This window comes from Mycoplasmoides pneumoniae FH, from assembly GCF_001272835.1.
Taxonomy (GTDB): Bacteria; Bacillota_I; Bacilli_A; order Mycoplasmatales; family Mycoplasmoidaceae; genus Mycoplasmoides; species Mycoplasmoides pneumoniae.
In genome coordinates this window covers 720,307-733,818 of sequence record NZ_CP010546.1, presented here as the reverse complement: position 1 = coordinate 733,818, position 13,512 = coordinate 720,307, and the positions used below count along the sequence as shown (strand labels likewise).

The window sequence follows — 13,512 nt, the reverse complement described above, 5'->3', positions numbered from 1 at the left end:
AGATGTTGACCTGATCTTTATCAGCGATTGCTGGAGTGTTAGCTTTAGGTGCCACGGCCATTGGTTGAATGATTAAAAGAAAAGCAGCCTCTCGTAAAAAGAAATTAGCAAAGGAAACAATTGGCAAAGAATAAACGCCAGAAAATCGTTGTTTTTAACTACTTAAAGCACAACTAAGAAATGCAACTTGCTTAATTAAAAGTTGGTTAAAAAGTACCGAAAATGCCAGTTTTTCTAAAATTAACGCACACAATTAGAAAAGTGCTAAGAGTTGCAAGACTTTCTAGACTAGCATTACTATCACTAACCGCTGTTATTTTTAGCGGTTGTGCCAATATTAATTTAATTAGTGCTGTTGGTTCTTCTTCGGTACAACCGTTGTTAAGCAAACTCAGTTCGCACTATGTCTTGAACCACAATGACAAGGATAACCTTGTAGAAATTAGTGTCCAAGCGGGTGGCTCTAGTGCTGGGGTGAAAGCAATCACCAAGGGACTAGCTGACATTGGTAATGTCTCGAAAAACACCAAGAGCTATGCTGAGGAAAACAAGCAGTTGTGGATGGACAAAAAGCTCAAAACAATTACACTTGGCAAAGATGCCATTGCTGTTATTTATAAAGCACCATCAGAGTTTAAGGGCAAACTAGTTCTCACTAAAGACAACCTCAACGATCTTTACGATCTGTTCGCTGGTAGCAAAAGCGTTGACATTAATAAGTTTGTCGAAAACGGACAAACCACTAAAAACAGTAATCATAATTTGATAGGCTTCCCCCGTACTGGGGGCGCTTTTGCTTCTGGTACCGCTGAAGCCTTCTTGAAGTTTTCGGGTCTTACACAGACAAAAACTTTAGATAAAGATTCCAAAGAAATTTTGGAAGGTCAACGCAACTATGGCCCCAATGCGCGACCAACTAGTGAAACCAACATTGAGGCCTTTAATACCTTTGTCACAACTTTGCGACAACCCAATTTATACGGCATGGTGTACCTCAGTTTAGGGTTTGTGAATAACAACATGAACCTAATTAAGAGTGAAGGTTTTGAGGTTTTAAAAGTCAAATATGATAATAACGCAGTTACCCCCTCCAGTCAAGCAGTTTCTAGCAACACTTACAAATGGGTACGCCCGTTGAACTCAGTGGTTTCCCTGTTACCAAAACAAAAAACACTGCCAAGTATCCAACGCTTTTTTAACTGATTGTTATTTAGCAACAACAGTGAAATTAAGAAAATATACGATGACTTTGGTGTGTTAGAGTTAACGGCTGACGAAAAGAAAAAGATGTTTAAAACAGGTAATGCAGAAATGAGCAACATTGCCAACTTCTGGGTTGATGATTACAGTCTGAACAACCAAACCTTCGGTGCACTCTAGTGAAACAGAAAATTAAAAGCCGTTTAAAAAAAGACAACTGGCTGCGGTACTTATCGCAAACAGTGGCTGTTTGTTTTTTACTGCTCTTCATTAGCTTCTTTATTTTCCTCTTAATTGAAGCAGCTAAAACTGGTCCTGACTTTACCAAGTCCTTACTGGGTTTGGAATTTAACTTGGGTGCTAAAAAAGCGAGCATCTGGTTTCCGCTGTTAGTTAGTTTTGTGGTTTCGATTGGCTCGTTAATTATTGCGAGCTATATCGGTGTTCGCACTTCGATTTTCTTGGTTTATCGTTGCAAACCCCGGATTCGCAAAAAACTACTTTTAGTAATTGACATTCTGTCCGGGATCCCTTCAGTGATCTTTGGATTGTTTGCTACCCAAATTCTCAGCAGTATCTTCCGTGACGTGTTGCACTTGCCACCCTTATCACTGCTTAACGTGATTGTGATGCTGTCCTTCATGATCATTCCGATTGTGATTTCCTTAACCACCAATGCCTTACTGCACGTGGAATCTAGCTTAATGACGGTTGCCATTTCACTTGGTGAAAACAAAACCAGTGTGATTTATAAGGTAATTAAAAAGGAAATCAAAGCCCAACTAGTAGTAATCTTGGTATTAGCGTTTGGTCGTGCCATTAGCGAAACGATGGCTGTGAACTTTATTTTGCAGAGTGTTAACTACCAGGAAGTGATTGCTAATGATCGTTTCTTTACTTCAGATCTCAAAACTTTGGGTTCTGTTATCTCCACCTTTATCTTTTCGGAAAACGGCGATGAACAGGTTAGTGGGGTCTTATACACTTTTGGCATTATTATCTTTGTCTTAATTTCCTTCTTGAACTTTTTTGCCATTTGATCGACCCGGCCAAAAACGCTGGAACGCTATCCTTTCCTAAAGAAGATTAGTAACTTTATTTATCAAGTAGTGTGGTTTATTCCTAATAACATTGGCGCTCTTTTTACTGATTTAACTGCTAGAAGACAACAGGTTAAAAAGATTACAGCTGCTAATGTTGAGCAGCGCGCTACCTTCTTCAAGGAAAGGATGCAGACTAACCACTTAAATAAGGTTTACACATCGTGAAAAATCCTGCAGGAAATTTTTTGTGCCGTCTTAGCGTTTGGTTTTGTGTTAGGGATTCTCTTGTTTGTTTTTATTAATGGTAGTCAAGCGATTCAGCGCAGTGGTTCCACTGTCTTTTCGTTTGGTGTAGATACTACAGGGCGAGCTTTAGTCAATACCTTGGTGATTATTCTGGTTGCCATTGGTATTACCTTTCCAATCGCTTTGTTAATTGCCATTTGATTAAACGAATACACGAAGTCGCGGATTGCAAAAAATACCTTTAGTTTTGTAATTGATTCGCTCAGCTCGATGCCCTCGATTATTTACGGATTGTTTGGTCTATCCTTCTTTTTGCGAACACTGCAATTAAGTGCGGGTGGTGCGAATGGTACTAGTTTAATGGCGGGTATTCTTACTATTAGTGTAGTGGTCTTACCCTTTTTAATTCGCACATGTCAGGAAGCACTCAATAATGTCAGTTGGGACTTGCGGGTAAGTGCTTATGCCTTAGGTGTAAGTAAAAGGGAAGTAATTTGGAAAATTGTGTTACCAGGGGCGTTGAAGGGTTTAATTATTGCGCTTATTTTAACGATTAACAGAATTATTGCGGAAACAGCTCCTTTCTTTATTACCGCTGGGTTAGCATCCAGCAACTTGTTTGATTTAAGTCTACCGGGTCAAACCTTAACCACAAGAATTTATGGTCAGTTATTTTCCACTAACAGTACGGCGGTTGATGTAATGCTGGAAACCGCTTTGGTATCAATTGTCTTCCTGATGTTCTTAATCTTTTTAAGCTCTTACTTAATTCCTTACCTGTTTTCGTTTAATAAACAAAAGTGATTACAAATTAAAAGCAAATTGCAATTATGAAAAAAGGCCTAAAAACAATTTGACACAACTTCATCCAAAAGCGCGAAAAGGTGAAGCAGTACCGTGCTTTATATGAAAAACAAATTAAGCAATACCAGCAAAAAGTTGCTAAGTTAGATCCCACTACCAAAGCTGAGGAAATTGCTAACTTGCAGAGTGAAATTGATGTGTTGCAACGCCTCATCAAAATTAAGAATACCAAGGACGATGTTGTCAAACAAGACTTTGACAAGAAGAATGTCTTTGAAATTGAAAACCTTAACTTCTGGTACAACAAGGACAAGCAGGTCTTATTTGACATTAACCTCAAAATTAAGCGCAATAAGATTACCGCTTTAATTGGTAAATCCGGTTGTGGTAAGTCCACCTTTATCCGTTGTTTAAATAAATTAAATGACCTCAATGAAAATGTGCGCTGAAATGGCAAGATTTTCTTTTTGGGTAAAAACATTAATTCCGGAATTATTAATGATTTAACCTTGCGCACACGGGTTGGTATGGTGTTCCAGCAACTCACCCCTTTTAACTTTTCCATCTTTGAAAACATTGCCTATGGACTGAGAGCCCATGGCATTCATAACAAGCAAGCGATTCATGAAATTGTGGAACAGGCCTTAAAGTCAACCGCCTTATGGGACGAGGTCAAAGATAACTTACACCGTAATGCCAATACCCTTTCGGGTGGTCAACAACAACGGTTGTGTATTGCCAGAGCCATTGCTCTACAACCCGATGTCTTATTAATGGATGAACCAACTAGTGCGTTGGACTCAATTGCCACTAACTCGATTGAGCTGTTAATCCAGCAATTAAAGGAAAAATACACGATTATTATTGTGACTCACTCAATGGCACAAACTATTAGAATCACTGATGAAACGATTTTCTTTGCTAACGGAAGGGTAGTGGAACAAGGTACTACCAAGCAAATCTTTACGAGACCAAAGCAAAAGGAAACTAACCGTTACATTAGTGGGAGGAATTAACGATGGAAAGCATTAACTACCAAATTTTAAAGCGTTCAGAAAAAAAGCTGTTAGGACTCTTTTTTGATTACTTTCAGCACGTCATTAAGATGCATGAAACACTCAATAAACTGTTATGTGAAGCGGATGTAACTAAGCGCGAAAAGTTGATTCAAGCAATTTACGAAATGGAAGACTTTTCCAATAAATCGGAGTTTAAACTAATTAACGAATCCATTTGAGCGATTTCAAAAAACTCCCCGTTAACTAACCACTTACGCTTAACAATTACGATCATTATGTGTAGTCGTGATTTGGAACGCATTTGTGATTATGCCAATAACCTCACTAAGTTTGTCAAGCACTACCAGCACTTGGATGTCAGCATCTTTAGTAAGTTAGTTAATTTGCACAAAAGTGTGTTGAACAACTTAAAGCAAACGTTTGCCAGTTTACAAGATAAGGAAAAACCGCTTACTATTCAGTTTGAGAATGTCACTAAAATTCTGACAGAGTTTGAACAGCAGTACCGCGTCGTGTTAACTGAATACTATGACAAGGTTAAAGACGAGAAGCTGAGTGATCGCATCTTCTTAATTGACTTAATTCTGTCGGTGAAACACATTGAACGGATTAATGACTATTGCTACAACATCATTAAGGCATTCCTGTTTGTGAAAAACCCAGAAGTCTTTAACTAGTCAAACTTAATGTGACAGTAACCATGAGGATTTTTCTTTAAGTAATCCTGGTGGTACTCTTCTGCTAAAAAATAGTTTTCCATTGCACGGTTTTCCGTCACAATTGGTTTTGGATAATTGGCCTGTAGTTCCCTAAACTTTTGCGTAATTAACTGCTCGTCTTGGGGATCTACCCAATAAACTCCGGTACGGTACTGGGTACCAATATCATTACCCTGACGGTTTCTAATGGTGGGATCAATGACCTTAAAGAAAGCATCAATAAGTTCGTTTAAGCTTACCTTGTTTTCATCATATTCAACGAACACTGCTTCCACTGCGTTGGTCTGCCCACTACATACTTGTTCGTAAGTGGGATTTTTCATGTTGGAATTGAGGTAGCCCACACTGGTCTTTTGGACACCCTTAATCAGATCAAAATACTTTTGGGTACCCCAAAAACAGCCACCACCAAAATAGATTTGTTTCATTTCCTAAATTTATTGGTCAATATAATTTAAGTAAATATTAGTTAGAAGCGTCATATGAGTGCACAAACTGGAACCGATCTTTTCAAGATTGCTGATCTTTTTGCTTACCAAGTTTTTGATTCACGGGGTTTTCCCACTGTTGCTTGTGTTGTGAAGTTAGCTAGTGGTCATACTGGAGAAGCGATGGTTCCATCTGGGGCTTCTACTGGGGAAAAAGAAGCGATTGAACTACGCGATGGTGATCCCAAAGCTTACTTTGGCAAAGGGGTGAGCCAAGCTGTGCAAAACGTTAACCAAACTATTGCCCCTAAACTAATTGGTTTAAATGCGACTGATCAAGCAGCCATTGATGCTTTAATGATCCAACTGGATGGTACCCCCAATAAGGCTAAGTTAGGTGCTAATGCCATTTTGGCAGTTTCTCTAGCTGTGGCTAAAGCAGCTGCTAGCGCCCAAAAGACTTCCTTGTTTAAGTACCTTGCTAACCAGGTCATGGGTCTAAATAAAACCGAGTTTATCCTCACCGTACCAATGCTAAACGTCATTAACGGTGGAGCACATGCTGACAATAACATTGACTTCCAGGAGTTCATGATTATGCCATTGGGTGCTAACTCGATGCACCAAGCATTGAAGATGGCGAGTGAAACCTTCCATGCTTTACAAAAGCTGTTAAAGCAACGGGGTTTAAACACCAATAAGGGTGATGAAGGTGGTTTTGCGCCTAACTTAAAGTTAGCGGAAGAAGCGCTTGATTTAATGGTCGAAGCAATTAAGGCAGCTGGGTACCAACCAGGTAGTGACATTGCGATTGCACTGGATGTAGCAGCGAGTGAGTTTTACGATGACACCACCAAGCGCTATGTCTTCAAAAAAGGAATTAAGGCCAAAATTCTTGACGAGAAGGAATGGAGTTTAACTACTGCCCAAATGATCGCTTACCTCAAGAAGCTTACTGAGCAGTACCCTATTATTTCCATAGAAGATGGTCTTAGCGAACACGACTGGGAAGGTATGGAAACATTAACTAAAACACTGGGTCAACACATTCAAATAGTTGGTGATGATCTGTACTGCACCAATCCAGCAATTGCTGAAAAAGGTGTTGCTCACAAAGCTACCAACTCGATCTTAATTAAACTCAACCAAATTGGTACCCTTACAGAAACAATTAAAGCGATTAACATTGCCAAGGACGCTAACTGGAGTCAGGTAATTTCCCACCGTAGTGGGGAAACCGAAGACACGACAATTGCTGATCTAGCAGTAGCGGCTTGCACTGGTCAAATTAAAACTGGTTCGATGTCCCGCTCCGAACGAATTGCCAAATACAATCGCTTATTGCAAATTGAACTGGAATTGGGCAATAATGCTAAGTACTTAGGTTGAAACACCTTTAAAAACATTAAACCGCAAAAAGCTTAACGGCCTTGTACAACTGGACCAATAAAAAACTCACTAAAGCAATTGCCCTCATTATCTTGGTGCTTTGGTTAGTGGTTTTAGTGGGTATTTTAGTTTGAGCTTTAACTACCCAACACTTAAAAGTTTTATACGGTTGGTTACTACCCTTTCCGTTTGTAGCGTTAAGCGTGGTTGGTTTATTAAAACTAGGGGACTTTTTTGAAAAGTTTAAGCATTTATCAAAACAACGAGTTACGGTTTTCTTTGGTTCCTTTTTTGTGGCACGGTATTTGCTGTACCTGATTCCCGTATTGCTCGCCTTTTTTATAAGACCGCAATATTTTCATGTGATTGCCACAATAATTTCAACGTTATTTTTCCCATTGCTAAAAATAGTGATATCATTTGCATGGCTACCTTTGGAATATCATTGCAAAAACCTGATTTCCAAGCTCAATAAGAAGCATGTCACCACGGGCGATAGTTTTAAAAGAACCTAATGGAGTTAACCTCGTACCACACGAAGGTATCTTTGACATTTCCCCAGTTGCGGGATGAAAACCATTGCTACCCACTGATCAAGTTTTTGGCATCTTTGTGGTCTTTATTGTGTTGCTCACCTTATTCTTGGTTTACTGAATCAAGTTAAGAAAAGCGGATCCGTTACGCAACCATTCGAGCTTTGTGTTATTAATGCAAATGCTCTTTGTTTGAGCCCAAGATACTACAGCGGATTTAATTGGTGAGGAAAACAAGAAGTTTACCCCTTACTTTTTAATGTTGCTGTTGTACCTGGTTTCCAGTAACTTGATTGGATTATTAGGTGGCATTTCCCCACCAACTTCATCACTGACCTTTACCTTTTCTTTAGGGCTAGCCACCTTTTTGGGAATTGTCATTATGGGGATTAGGTACCAACGGTGATCCTTCTTTAAAAGCTTTACCTTCAACATTACGATTAAGGGCAAGAAGTACTCCACTTTAATTCCCAATCCGTTGAGCTTCTTGGGTGAGTTTGCGCCACTGTTCTCGATTTCGCTTCGTTTGTGGGGCAATATCCTTGGGGGAACCTTGATTTTAGCGCTCTTTTATAACTTCTGGTTCTTTGCTTTTTCGACTTTAAGCAATAAGCCACTAGCGCTTAGTTTAGGTGCCATTTTTGCAGGAATTCTCACCCCAGCCCTACATGTATATTTTGATGTAGTAGTGGGTACACTGCAGGGATATGTCTTTGTGATGTTGACTTATAATTATTGGGCAAAAATGCGTAACATTGGCTTGGAAGAAAGTCAAGAAGCAGCGCAGCGTTTGCAAAATTTGGAGGTAGCAAAAGAAATAATTAATTAGATATGGAACACGTTAATGAAATTCTCGCCACAGTTGGCCGCATCTTACACGAAACAACAACAGCTAATACCAATGTTGCCAATAAAAGTACCGAACGTTTAGGGGCTTACATTGGGGCTGGGATTACCATGGTCGGTGGTGCGACCGTGGGTCTTGGTCAAGGTTACATCTTTGGGAAAGCGGTTGAAGCCGTAGCGCGGAACCCCGAAGTGGAAAAGCAGGTCTTTAAATTAATCTTTATTGGCTCTGCTATTAGTGAATCGAGTTCCATCTATTCCTTGTTAATAGCCTTCATTCTTATCTTTGTATCGGGCGCTTAATCATGAAACTACGAGCAACTTTTGTATTTAAAACGACCTTAGTTGCGCTTAGTTTTGCCCTGTTTGCCTTGTTTTTAGTTTCCTGTACCGAAAACGTTAAGGAAATTAAAAGTGAATCAGTCATCAACGAACTTTTTCCGAACCTCTGGGTCTTTTTAGCCCACTTGTTGGCCTTTGTGATCCTGTTGTTCTTGTTGTTGTTCCTCTTTTGAAAACCCACACAAAAGTTCTTAAACCAACGCAAAGCGCTTTTGGAAGAGCAAGTCAACCAGGCCAACAGCTTAGAACAACAAGCTCAAGCATTACTCCAACAAGCCAACCAACGCCATGAAAACTCACTGGTAGTTGCTAAGGAAATTGTAGACCAGGCCAACTATGAGGCGTTGCAACTTAAAAGTGAAATCGAAAAGAAGGCTAACCGGCAAGCTAACTTAATGATCTTCCAAGCGCGTCAGGAAATTGAAAAGGAAAAGCGCTTGATCCAAGAACAATCCTTAAAGGAAAGTGTCGAGCTAGCCATGTTAGCTGCTAAGGAATTGATTATCAAAAAGGTGGATGTCAAAGCCGACAAGGCCTTTATTGAAGAGTTTATCCGCGAACTAGAAGCAGAGGACGACCATGATTAACGCGCAGGCTTTTGGAATGGCACTCTTCCAACTTAGTGAAGAGGAAAAGAAGGTTAAGAAGGTCTATGACCAGAGCCATGACTTTTTAAAACTAGCGCGTAACTTTAAAGATGGATCACTAGCTGCTCTACTCAATACTTATACTTTAACCAAAAAGGAAAAGCTTAAGCTAATAGATAAGCTGTTTAAAAACCACTTTTGTGACCTCTTTGTTGACTTTTTAAAAACGATTGTGCTCAAGGGCTACTTTAACCTAGTCGAGCAAGCCTTAAAGTACTTCTTTGATTGTGTTGAGAATGAAAAACACGTCCAGTTCATTAGGATCATTACCGCTTTTGAACTGAGTGCGCCCCAACTCAAGCGAATCGTAGCGGCAATGGAAAAGAAGCTCAATTCCAAGATTGTTTACAAAACCGAAATTGACAAGAGCTTGATTTCGGGTATCCGAATTGAATCGAGCGCCCAGTTATTTGAAAAGAATATCCGTGATCAACTATCACGTTTAATGGAACAGTTTAAAGGGAATTAATTATGGCAGACAAATTAAATGAATATGTAGCACTCATTAAAAATGAGATTAAGAAGTATTCCAAACAGATCTTTAACAGTGAAATTGGCAAGGTTATTAGTGTCGCTGATGGCATTGCTAAGGTCAGTGGTTTGGAAAACGCACTCTTAAACGAGTTAATTGAGTTTGAAAACAACGTGCAGGGGATTGCGCTTAACCTAGAGCAAAACACGGTTGGGGTGGCGTTGTTTGGTGATTACTCTAAAATCCGTGAAGGTAGTACGGCTAAACGGACCCACAACGTGATGCAAACTCCCGTGGGTGATGTAATGTTGGGCCGGATTGTCAATGCCCTGGGAGAACCGGTGGATGGTCGTGGTCCGATTAAGGCTGAAGAGTTTGACCAAGTGGAGAAGATTGCCCCTGGGGTAATGACCCGCAAAACCGTTAACCAACCACTGGAAACTGGAATCTTGACGATTGATGCGTTGTTTCCGATTGGTAAGGGACAACGGGAGTTAATTGTGGGGGACCGCCAAACTGGTAAGACCTCAATTGCAATTGACACCATTATTAACCAACGTGGTAAGGACGTGTACTGTGTCTATGTAGCGATGGGACAAAAGAATTCCTCGGTAGCGCAAATTGTCCACCAGTTAGAGGTAACTGATTCGATGAAGTACACCACGGTGGTGTGTGCTACAGCCAGTAATCCCGCTTCGATGATCTACCTCACGCCCTTTACTGGCATTACCATTGCTGAGTACTGGCTCAAACAGGGTAAGGATGTTCTAATTGTGTTTGATGATTTGTCCAAGCACGCGATTGCTTACCGTACCTTATCCTTACTGTTACGCCGACCACCAGGACGGGAAGCCTTTCCTGGGGATGTGTTCTACTTGCACTCGCGTTTACTGGAACGTGCTTGCCGTTTAAACGAGGAGCATGGTGGTGGCTCGATTACCGCTTTACCTATTATTGAAACGCAAGCTGGGGACATTTCCGCTTACATTCCGACCAACGTCATTTCGATTACCGATGGTCAACTGTTCATGGTGTCAAACCTGTTTAACTCCGGTCAACGCCCTGCCATCCACGTGGGGTTATCGGTGTCGCGGGTTGGTAGTGCAGCGCAAATTAAAGCAATTAAACAACAAACCGGGAGCTTAAAGTTAGAGCTAGCGCAGTACAGTGAATTAGACAGCTTTAGTCAGTTTGGTAGTGACTTGGACGAAAATACCAAGCAAATCTTGGAACGCGGTAAGCGGGTAATGGAGATGATTAAACAACCCAACGGTAAACCTTACTCACAAACCCATGAAGCGTTATTCTTGTTTGCGATTGCCAAGTCCTTCATTAAGTTTATTCCACTGGATTACATTGCTAAATTTAAGCAACGCATTATGGAGGAATTTGACAAGGAACACCCGATTTACAAGGAAATAGCGACCCAAAAGAGCTTTAGTGAAGCGTTGGAAGCACAAACTAACACTGCTTTTAAGGCACTAGTAAAACGCTTTGTTAGTGCTTTACCAGATTACGACATCACTAAATACGGAACGATGGAGGAGTTGGAATAATGGCCTTTATCCAGGAAATTAAGCGCAAAATGACCACGGTGCAGTCCACCATTAAGATTACTAACGCAATGAAAATGGTGTCCCGTGCTAAGTTTGTCCGCTTTAAAAAACAGTTTAAGGAAGTTAACTACTTCTTCAATGAGTTTTATAAGGCCGTTGGGCAAGTAGTTCTCAGCTTAAAGAAGATGCCCAAGCCCCTGGAAAATCCCAAAACCCTGTGGGTGATGATGAGTTCATCGTTGGGTCTTTGTGGACAGCACAACACTAACATGAACAAGTTGTTGCAAACGAAGTTCCAACCCGGTGACAAAATCTTCTTTTTGGGGCGCAAAAACCAGTCTTTTTGAAATAAAGGTGACACCGATAACCCCACCGTTGGTTATGTTGACATCCAAGATCGTGACTTGAGCTTTGATTACTGTCAACAGGTGTCCGACCAAATTATGGAGCAGTTTGATTTACACCAATTAGACCGTATTTGCATCATTTACACCCAGTTTAAAAACCCCTTAATTCAACACGCCAACAGCTTCCAGGTTTTTCCCTTTGATGTAGCGATGTTTAAGGCCTTCAACCCGGTCAAAATGGAACAAAAGCTCGACTTTGAACCCGATGAGGAGACAATTATTAAGCTCATTAGTCCCCAGTTCTTTGACATTGCGTTATACGGTGGGTTGGTAGAGACAAAGTTGTGTGAGTCAGCATCAAGACAAAACGCCATGGATGCCGCTGCTAAGAATGCCAAGGATCTGTATGAAAAGTACAGTATTCAATTTAATAAGTTAAGACAAAACTCTATTACCCAAGAAATTATTGAAATCATAGGAGGTATTAGTTAATGAAAAAGGAAAACATTACATACGGTAAGGTCCACCAAGTGATTGGCCCGGTAGTTGATGTCATCTTTACGGAAAGTAGTCAGTTACCCCGCATTTACGATTGTTTGAGTGTTAAGTTAGCTGGGGAAGAACTGTTTTTGGAAGCCGCGCAGCTAATAGGCGATGACATTGTGCGCTGCATTGCTTTGGGTCCAACTGAAGGGTTAGCACGCAACGAAAAGGTGACTAACTATAACCACCCGATTGAAGTCCCAGTTGGCAAAAACGTCTTGGGCCGGATGTTTAATGTTTTGGGTAAACCCATTGACGGGAAGGAGGAGTTACCCAAAAAACCACAACTCCCGATTCACCGCAAACCACCTTCGTTTGATGACCAGTCCAATACGCTAGAAATCTTTGAAACAGGGATTAAGGTGATTGACTTGCTCACTCCCTATGCCCGTGGTGGTAAGATTGGTTTATTTGGTGGTGCTGGTGTTGGTAAAACGGTTTTAGTGCAAGAGTTAATCCACAACATTGCTAAGGAACACTCTGGTTTAAGTGTGTTTGCTGGTGTGGGGGAACGCACCCGGGAAGGTAATGATCTCTACTATGAAATGATCCAGGGTGGGGTGATTGACAAAACTGCTTTAGTGTTTGGTCAGATGAACGAACCCCCAGGAGCACGGATGCGGGTCGCTTTAACGGCGCTTACTATGGCCGAATACTTCCGTGACCATGACAACCAGGATGTCTTGCTCTTCATTGACAACATCTTCCGTTTTACCCAAGCTGGTAGTGAGGTATCAGCACTGTTAGGTCGGATGCCATCAGCCGTGGGTTACCAACCAACGTTGGCGACTGAAATGGGGCAATTACAAGAGCGGATTGCTTCCACTAAAACCGGTTCGATTACCTCGGTGCAAGCGATCTATGTGCCAGCTGATGACTTGACTGACCCCGCTCCGGCTACCACCTTTACCCACCTGGATGCTAAAACGGTGTTAGACCGGAACATAGCAGCGTTGGGAATTTTTCCAGCGATCAATCCCTTAGAGTCTACCAGTCGCTTATTGGATCCTAATATTGTCGGGATTAACCACTATAAGGTAGCGTTAGGGGTGCAAAACATCTTACAGCGCTTTGCGGAACTACAAGACATTATTGCCATCTTGGGAATTGATGAGTTAGCGGATGAGGACAAGATCATTGTGGAACGGGCACGCCGGATCCGCAACTTCCTCTCCCAACCGTTCTTTGTAGCGGAAAAGTTCTCGGGGATTGCTGGGAAGTATGTCCCTTTAAGTGACACGATCCAATCGTTTAAGGAAATCTTGGACGGTAAGCATGATGATCTCCCCGAACAGGCCTTCTTCTTTGTTGGTACCATTCAGGAAGCAGTGGAGAAAGCGAAGCGGCTTAAAAAAGCTACTGTTGAGGAGAAATAACT

The 13,512-nt window shown here is 41.2% G+C and carries 15 protein-coding genes; 14 read left to right on the top strand and 1 reads right to left on the bottom strand.

Annotated features, from left to right (window positions below; translation table 4 throughout):
• The first annotated feature begins 2 nt into the window (after positions 1 to 2).
• The 5 genes from F539_RS04585 to phoU all read left to right on the top strand — a co-directional run bounded on the left by F539_RS04585 (position 3) and on the right by phoU (position 4,989).
• Positions 3 to 134 (top strand): hypothetical protein, encoded by a 132-nt coding sequence (locus F539_RS04585; RefSeq protein ID WP_017532706.1) that lies wholly within the window; start codon positions 3 to 5, stop codon positions 132 to 134.
• A 127-nt stretch (positions 135 to 261) separates the two neighbouring features.
• A complete protein-coding gene (locus F539_RS03465; protein WP_225971123.1) occupies positions 262 to 1,380 on the top strand; it encodes a substrate-binding domain-containing protein in 1,119 nt (372 codons plus the stop codon).
• On the top strand, positions 1,380 to 3,335 hold the full coding sequence (gene pstA, locus F539_RS03460; protein WP_010874967.1) for a phosphate ABC transporter permease PstA: 1,956 nt from the start codon (positions 1,380 to 1,382) through the stop codon (positions 3,333 to 3,335). The genes F539_RS03465 and pstA overlap by 1 nt, the downstream gene beginning before the upstream one ends.
• Positions 3,320 to 4,309, top strand: coding sequence for a phosphate ABC transporter ATP-binding protein PstB (gene pstB / locus F539_RS03455; protein WP_010874966.1), 990 nt, complete (start codon positions 3,320 to 3,322; stop codon positions 4,307 to 4,309). The genes pstA and pstB overlap by 16 nt, the downstream gene beginning before the upstream one ends.
• 2 nt (positions 4,310 to 4,311) lie before the next feature.
• Complete coding sequence (gene phoU, locus F539_RS03450; RefSeq protein ID WP_010874965.1) at positions 4,312 to 4,989, top strand: phosphate signaling complex protein PhoU; 678 nt, start codon at positions 4,312 to 4,314, stop codon at positions 4,987 to 4,989.
• Here phoU and msrA read toward each other — a convergent pair.
• A complete protein-coding gene (gene msrA, locus F539_RS03445; protein ID WP_010874964.1) occupies positions 4,986 to 5,459 on the bottom strand; it encodes a peptide-methionine (S)-S-oxide reductase MsrA in 474 nt (157 codons plus the stop codon). The genes phoU and msrA overlap by 4 nt on opposite strands.
• 54 nt (positions 5,460 to 5,513) lie before the next feature.
• On the opposite strand from msrA, the gene eno reads away from it, so the two are divergent.
• Genes eno through atpD form a run of 9 tightly spaced genes read left to right on the top strand, consistent with a single transcriptional unit; the run spans position 5,514 to position 13,510 of the window.
• The gene (gene eno, locus F539_RS03440; protein WP_010874963.1) at positions 5,514 to 6,884 is read left to right on the top strand and encodes a phosphopyruvate hydratase; all 1,371 of its coding nucleotides are present in this window, start codon (positions 5,514 to 5,516) and stop codon (positions 6,882 to 6,884) included.
• A gap of 5 nt (positions 6,885 to 6,889) precedes the next feature.
• A complete protein-coding gene (locus F539_RS03435) occupies positions 6,890 to 7,363 on the top strand; it encodes an MG406 family protein (protein ID WP_010874962.1) in 474 nt (157 codons plus the stop codon).
• Positions 7,329 to 8,210, top strand: coding sequence for a F0F1 ATP synthase subunit A (locus tag F539_RS03430; RefSeq protein ID WP_010874961.1), 882 nt, complete (start codon positions 7,329 to 7,331; stop codon positions 8,208 to 8,210). Before F539_RS03435 ends, F539_RS03430 begins: the two co-directional genes overlap by 35 nt.
• A 2-nt stretch (positions 8,211 to 8,212) precedes the next feature.
• A complete protein-coding gene (locus tag F539_RS03425) occupies positions 8,213 to 8,530 on the top strand; it encodes a F0F1 ATP synthase subunit C (protein ID WP_010874960.1) in 318 nt (105 codons plus the stop codon).
• A gap of 2 nt (positions 8,531 to 8,532) precedes the next feature.
• Positions 8,533 to 9,156, top strand: a complete 624-nt coding sequence (atpF, locus tag F539_RS03420) for a F0F1 ATP synthase subunit B (RefSeq protein WP_010874959.1) — start codon at positions 8,533 to 8,535, stop codon at positions 9,154 to 9,156.
• Positions 9,149 to 9,685 (top strand): ATP synthase F1 subunit delta, encoded by a 537-nt coding sequence (atpH, locus tag F539_RS03415; RefSeq protein WP_014325629.1) that lies wholly within the window; start codon positions 9,149 to 9,151, stop codon positions 9,683 to 9,685. The genes atpF and atpH overlap by 8 nt, the downstream gene beginning before the upstream one ends.
• A gap of 2 nt (positions 9,686 to 9,687) precedes the next feature.
• On the top strand, positions 9,688 to 11,244 hold the full coding sequence (gene atpA / locus F539_RS03410) for a F0F1 ATP synthase subunit alpha (protein WP_014325628.1): 1,557 nt from the start codon (positions 9,688 to 9,690) through the stop codon (positions 11,242 to 11,244).
• A complete protein-coding gene (gene atpG, locus F539_RS03405; protein ID WP_010874956.1) occupies positions 11,244 to 12,083 on the top strand; it encodes an ATP synthase F1 subunit gamma in 840 nt (279 codons plus the stop codon). Before atpA ends, atpG begins: the two co-directional genes overlap by 1 nt.
• On the top strand, positions 12,083 to 13,510 hold the full coding sequence (atpD, locus tag F539_RS03400; protein ID WP_010874955.1) for a F0F1 ATP synthase subunit beta: 1,428 nt from the start codon (positions 12,083 to 12,085) through the stop codon (positions 13,508 to 13,510). The genes atpG and atpD overlap by 1 nt, the downstream gene beginning before the upstream one ends.
• Positions 13,511 to 13,512 lie beyond the last annotated feature (2 nt).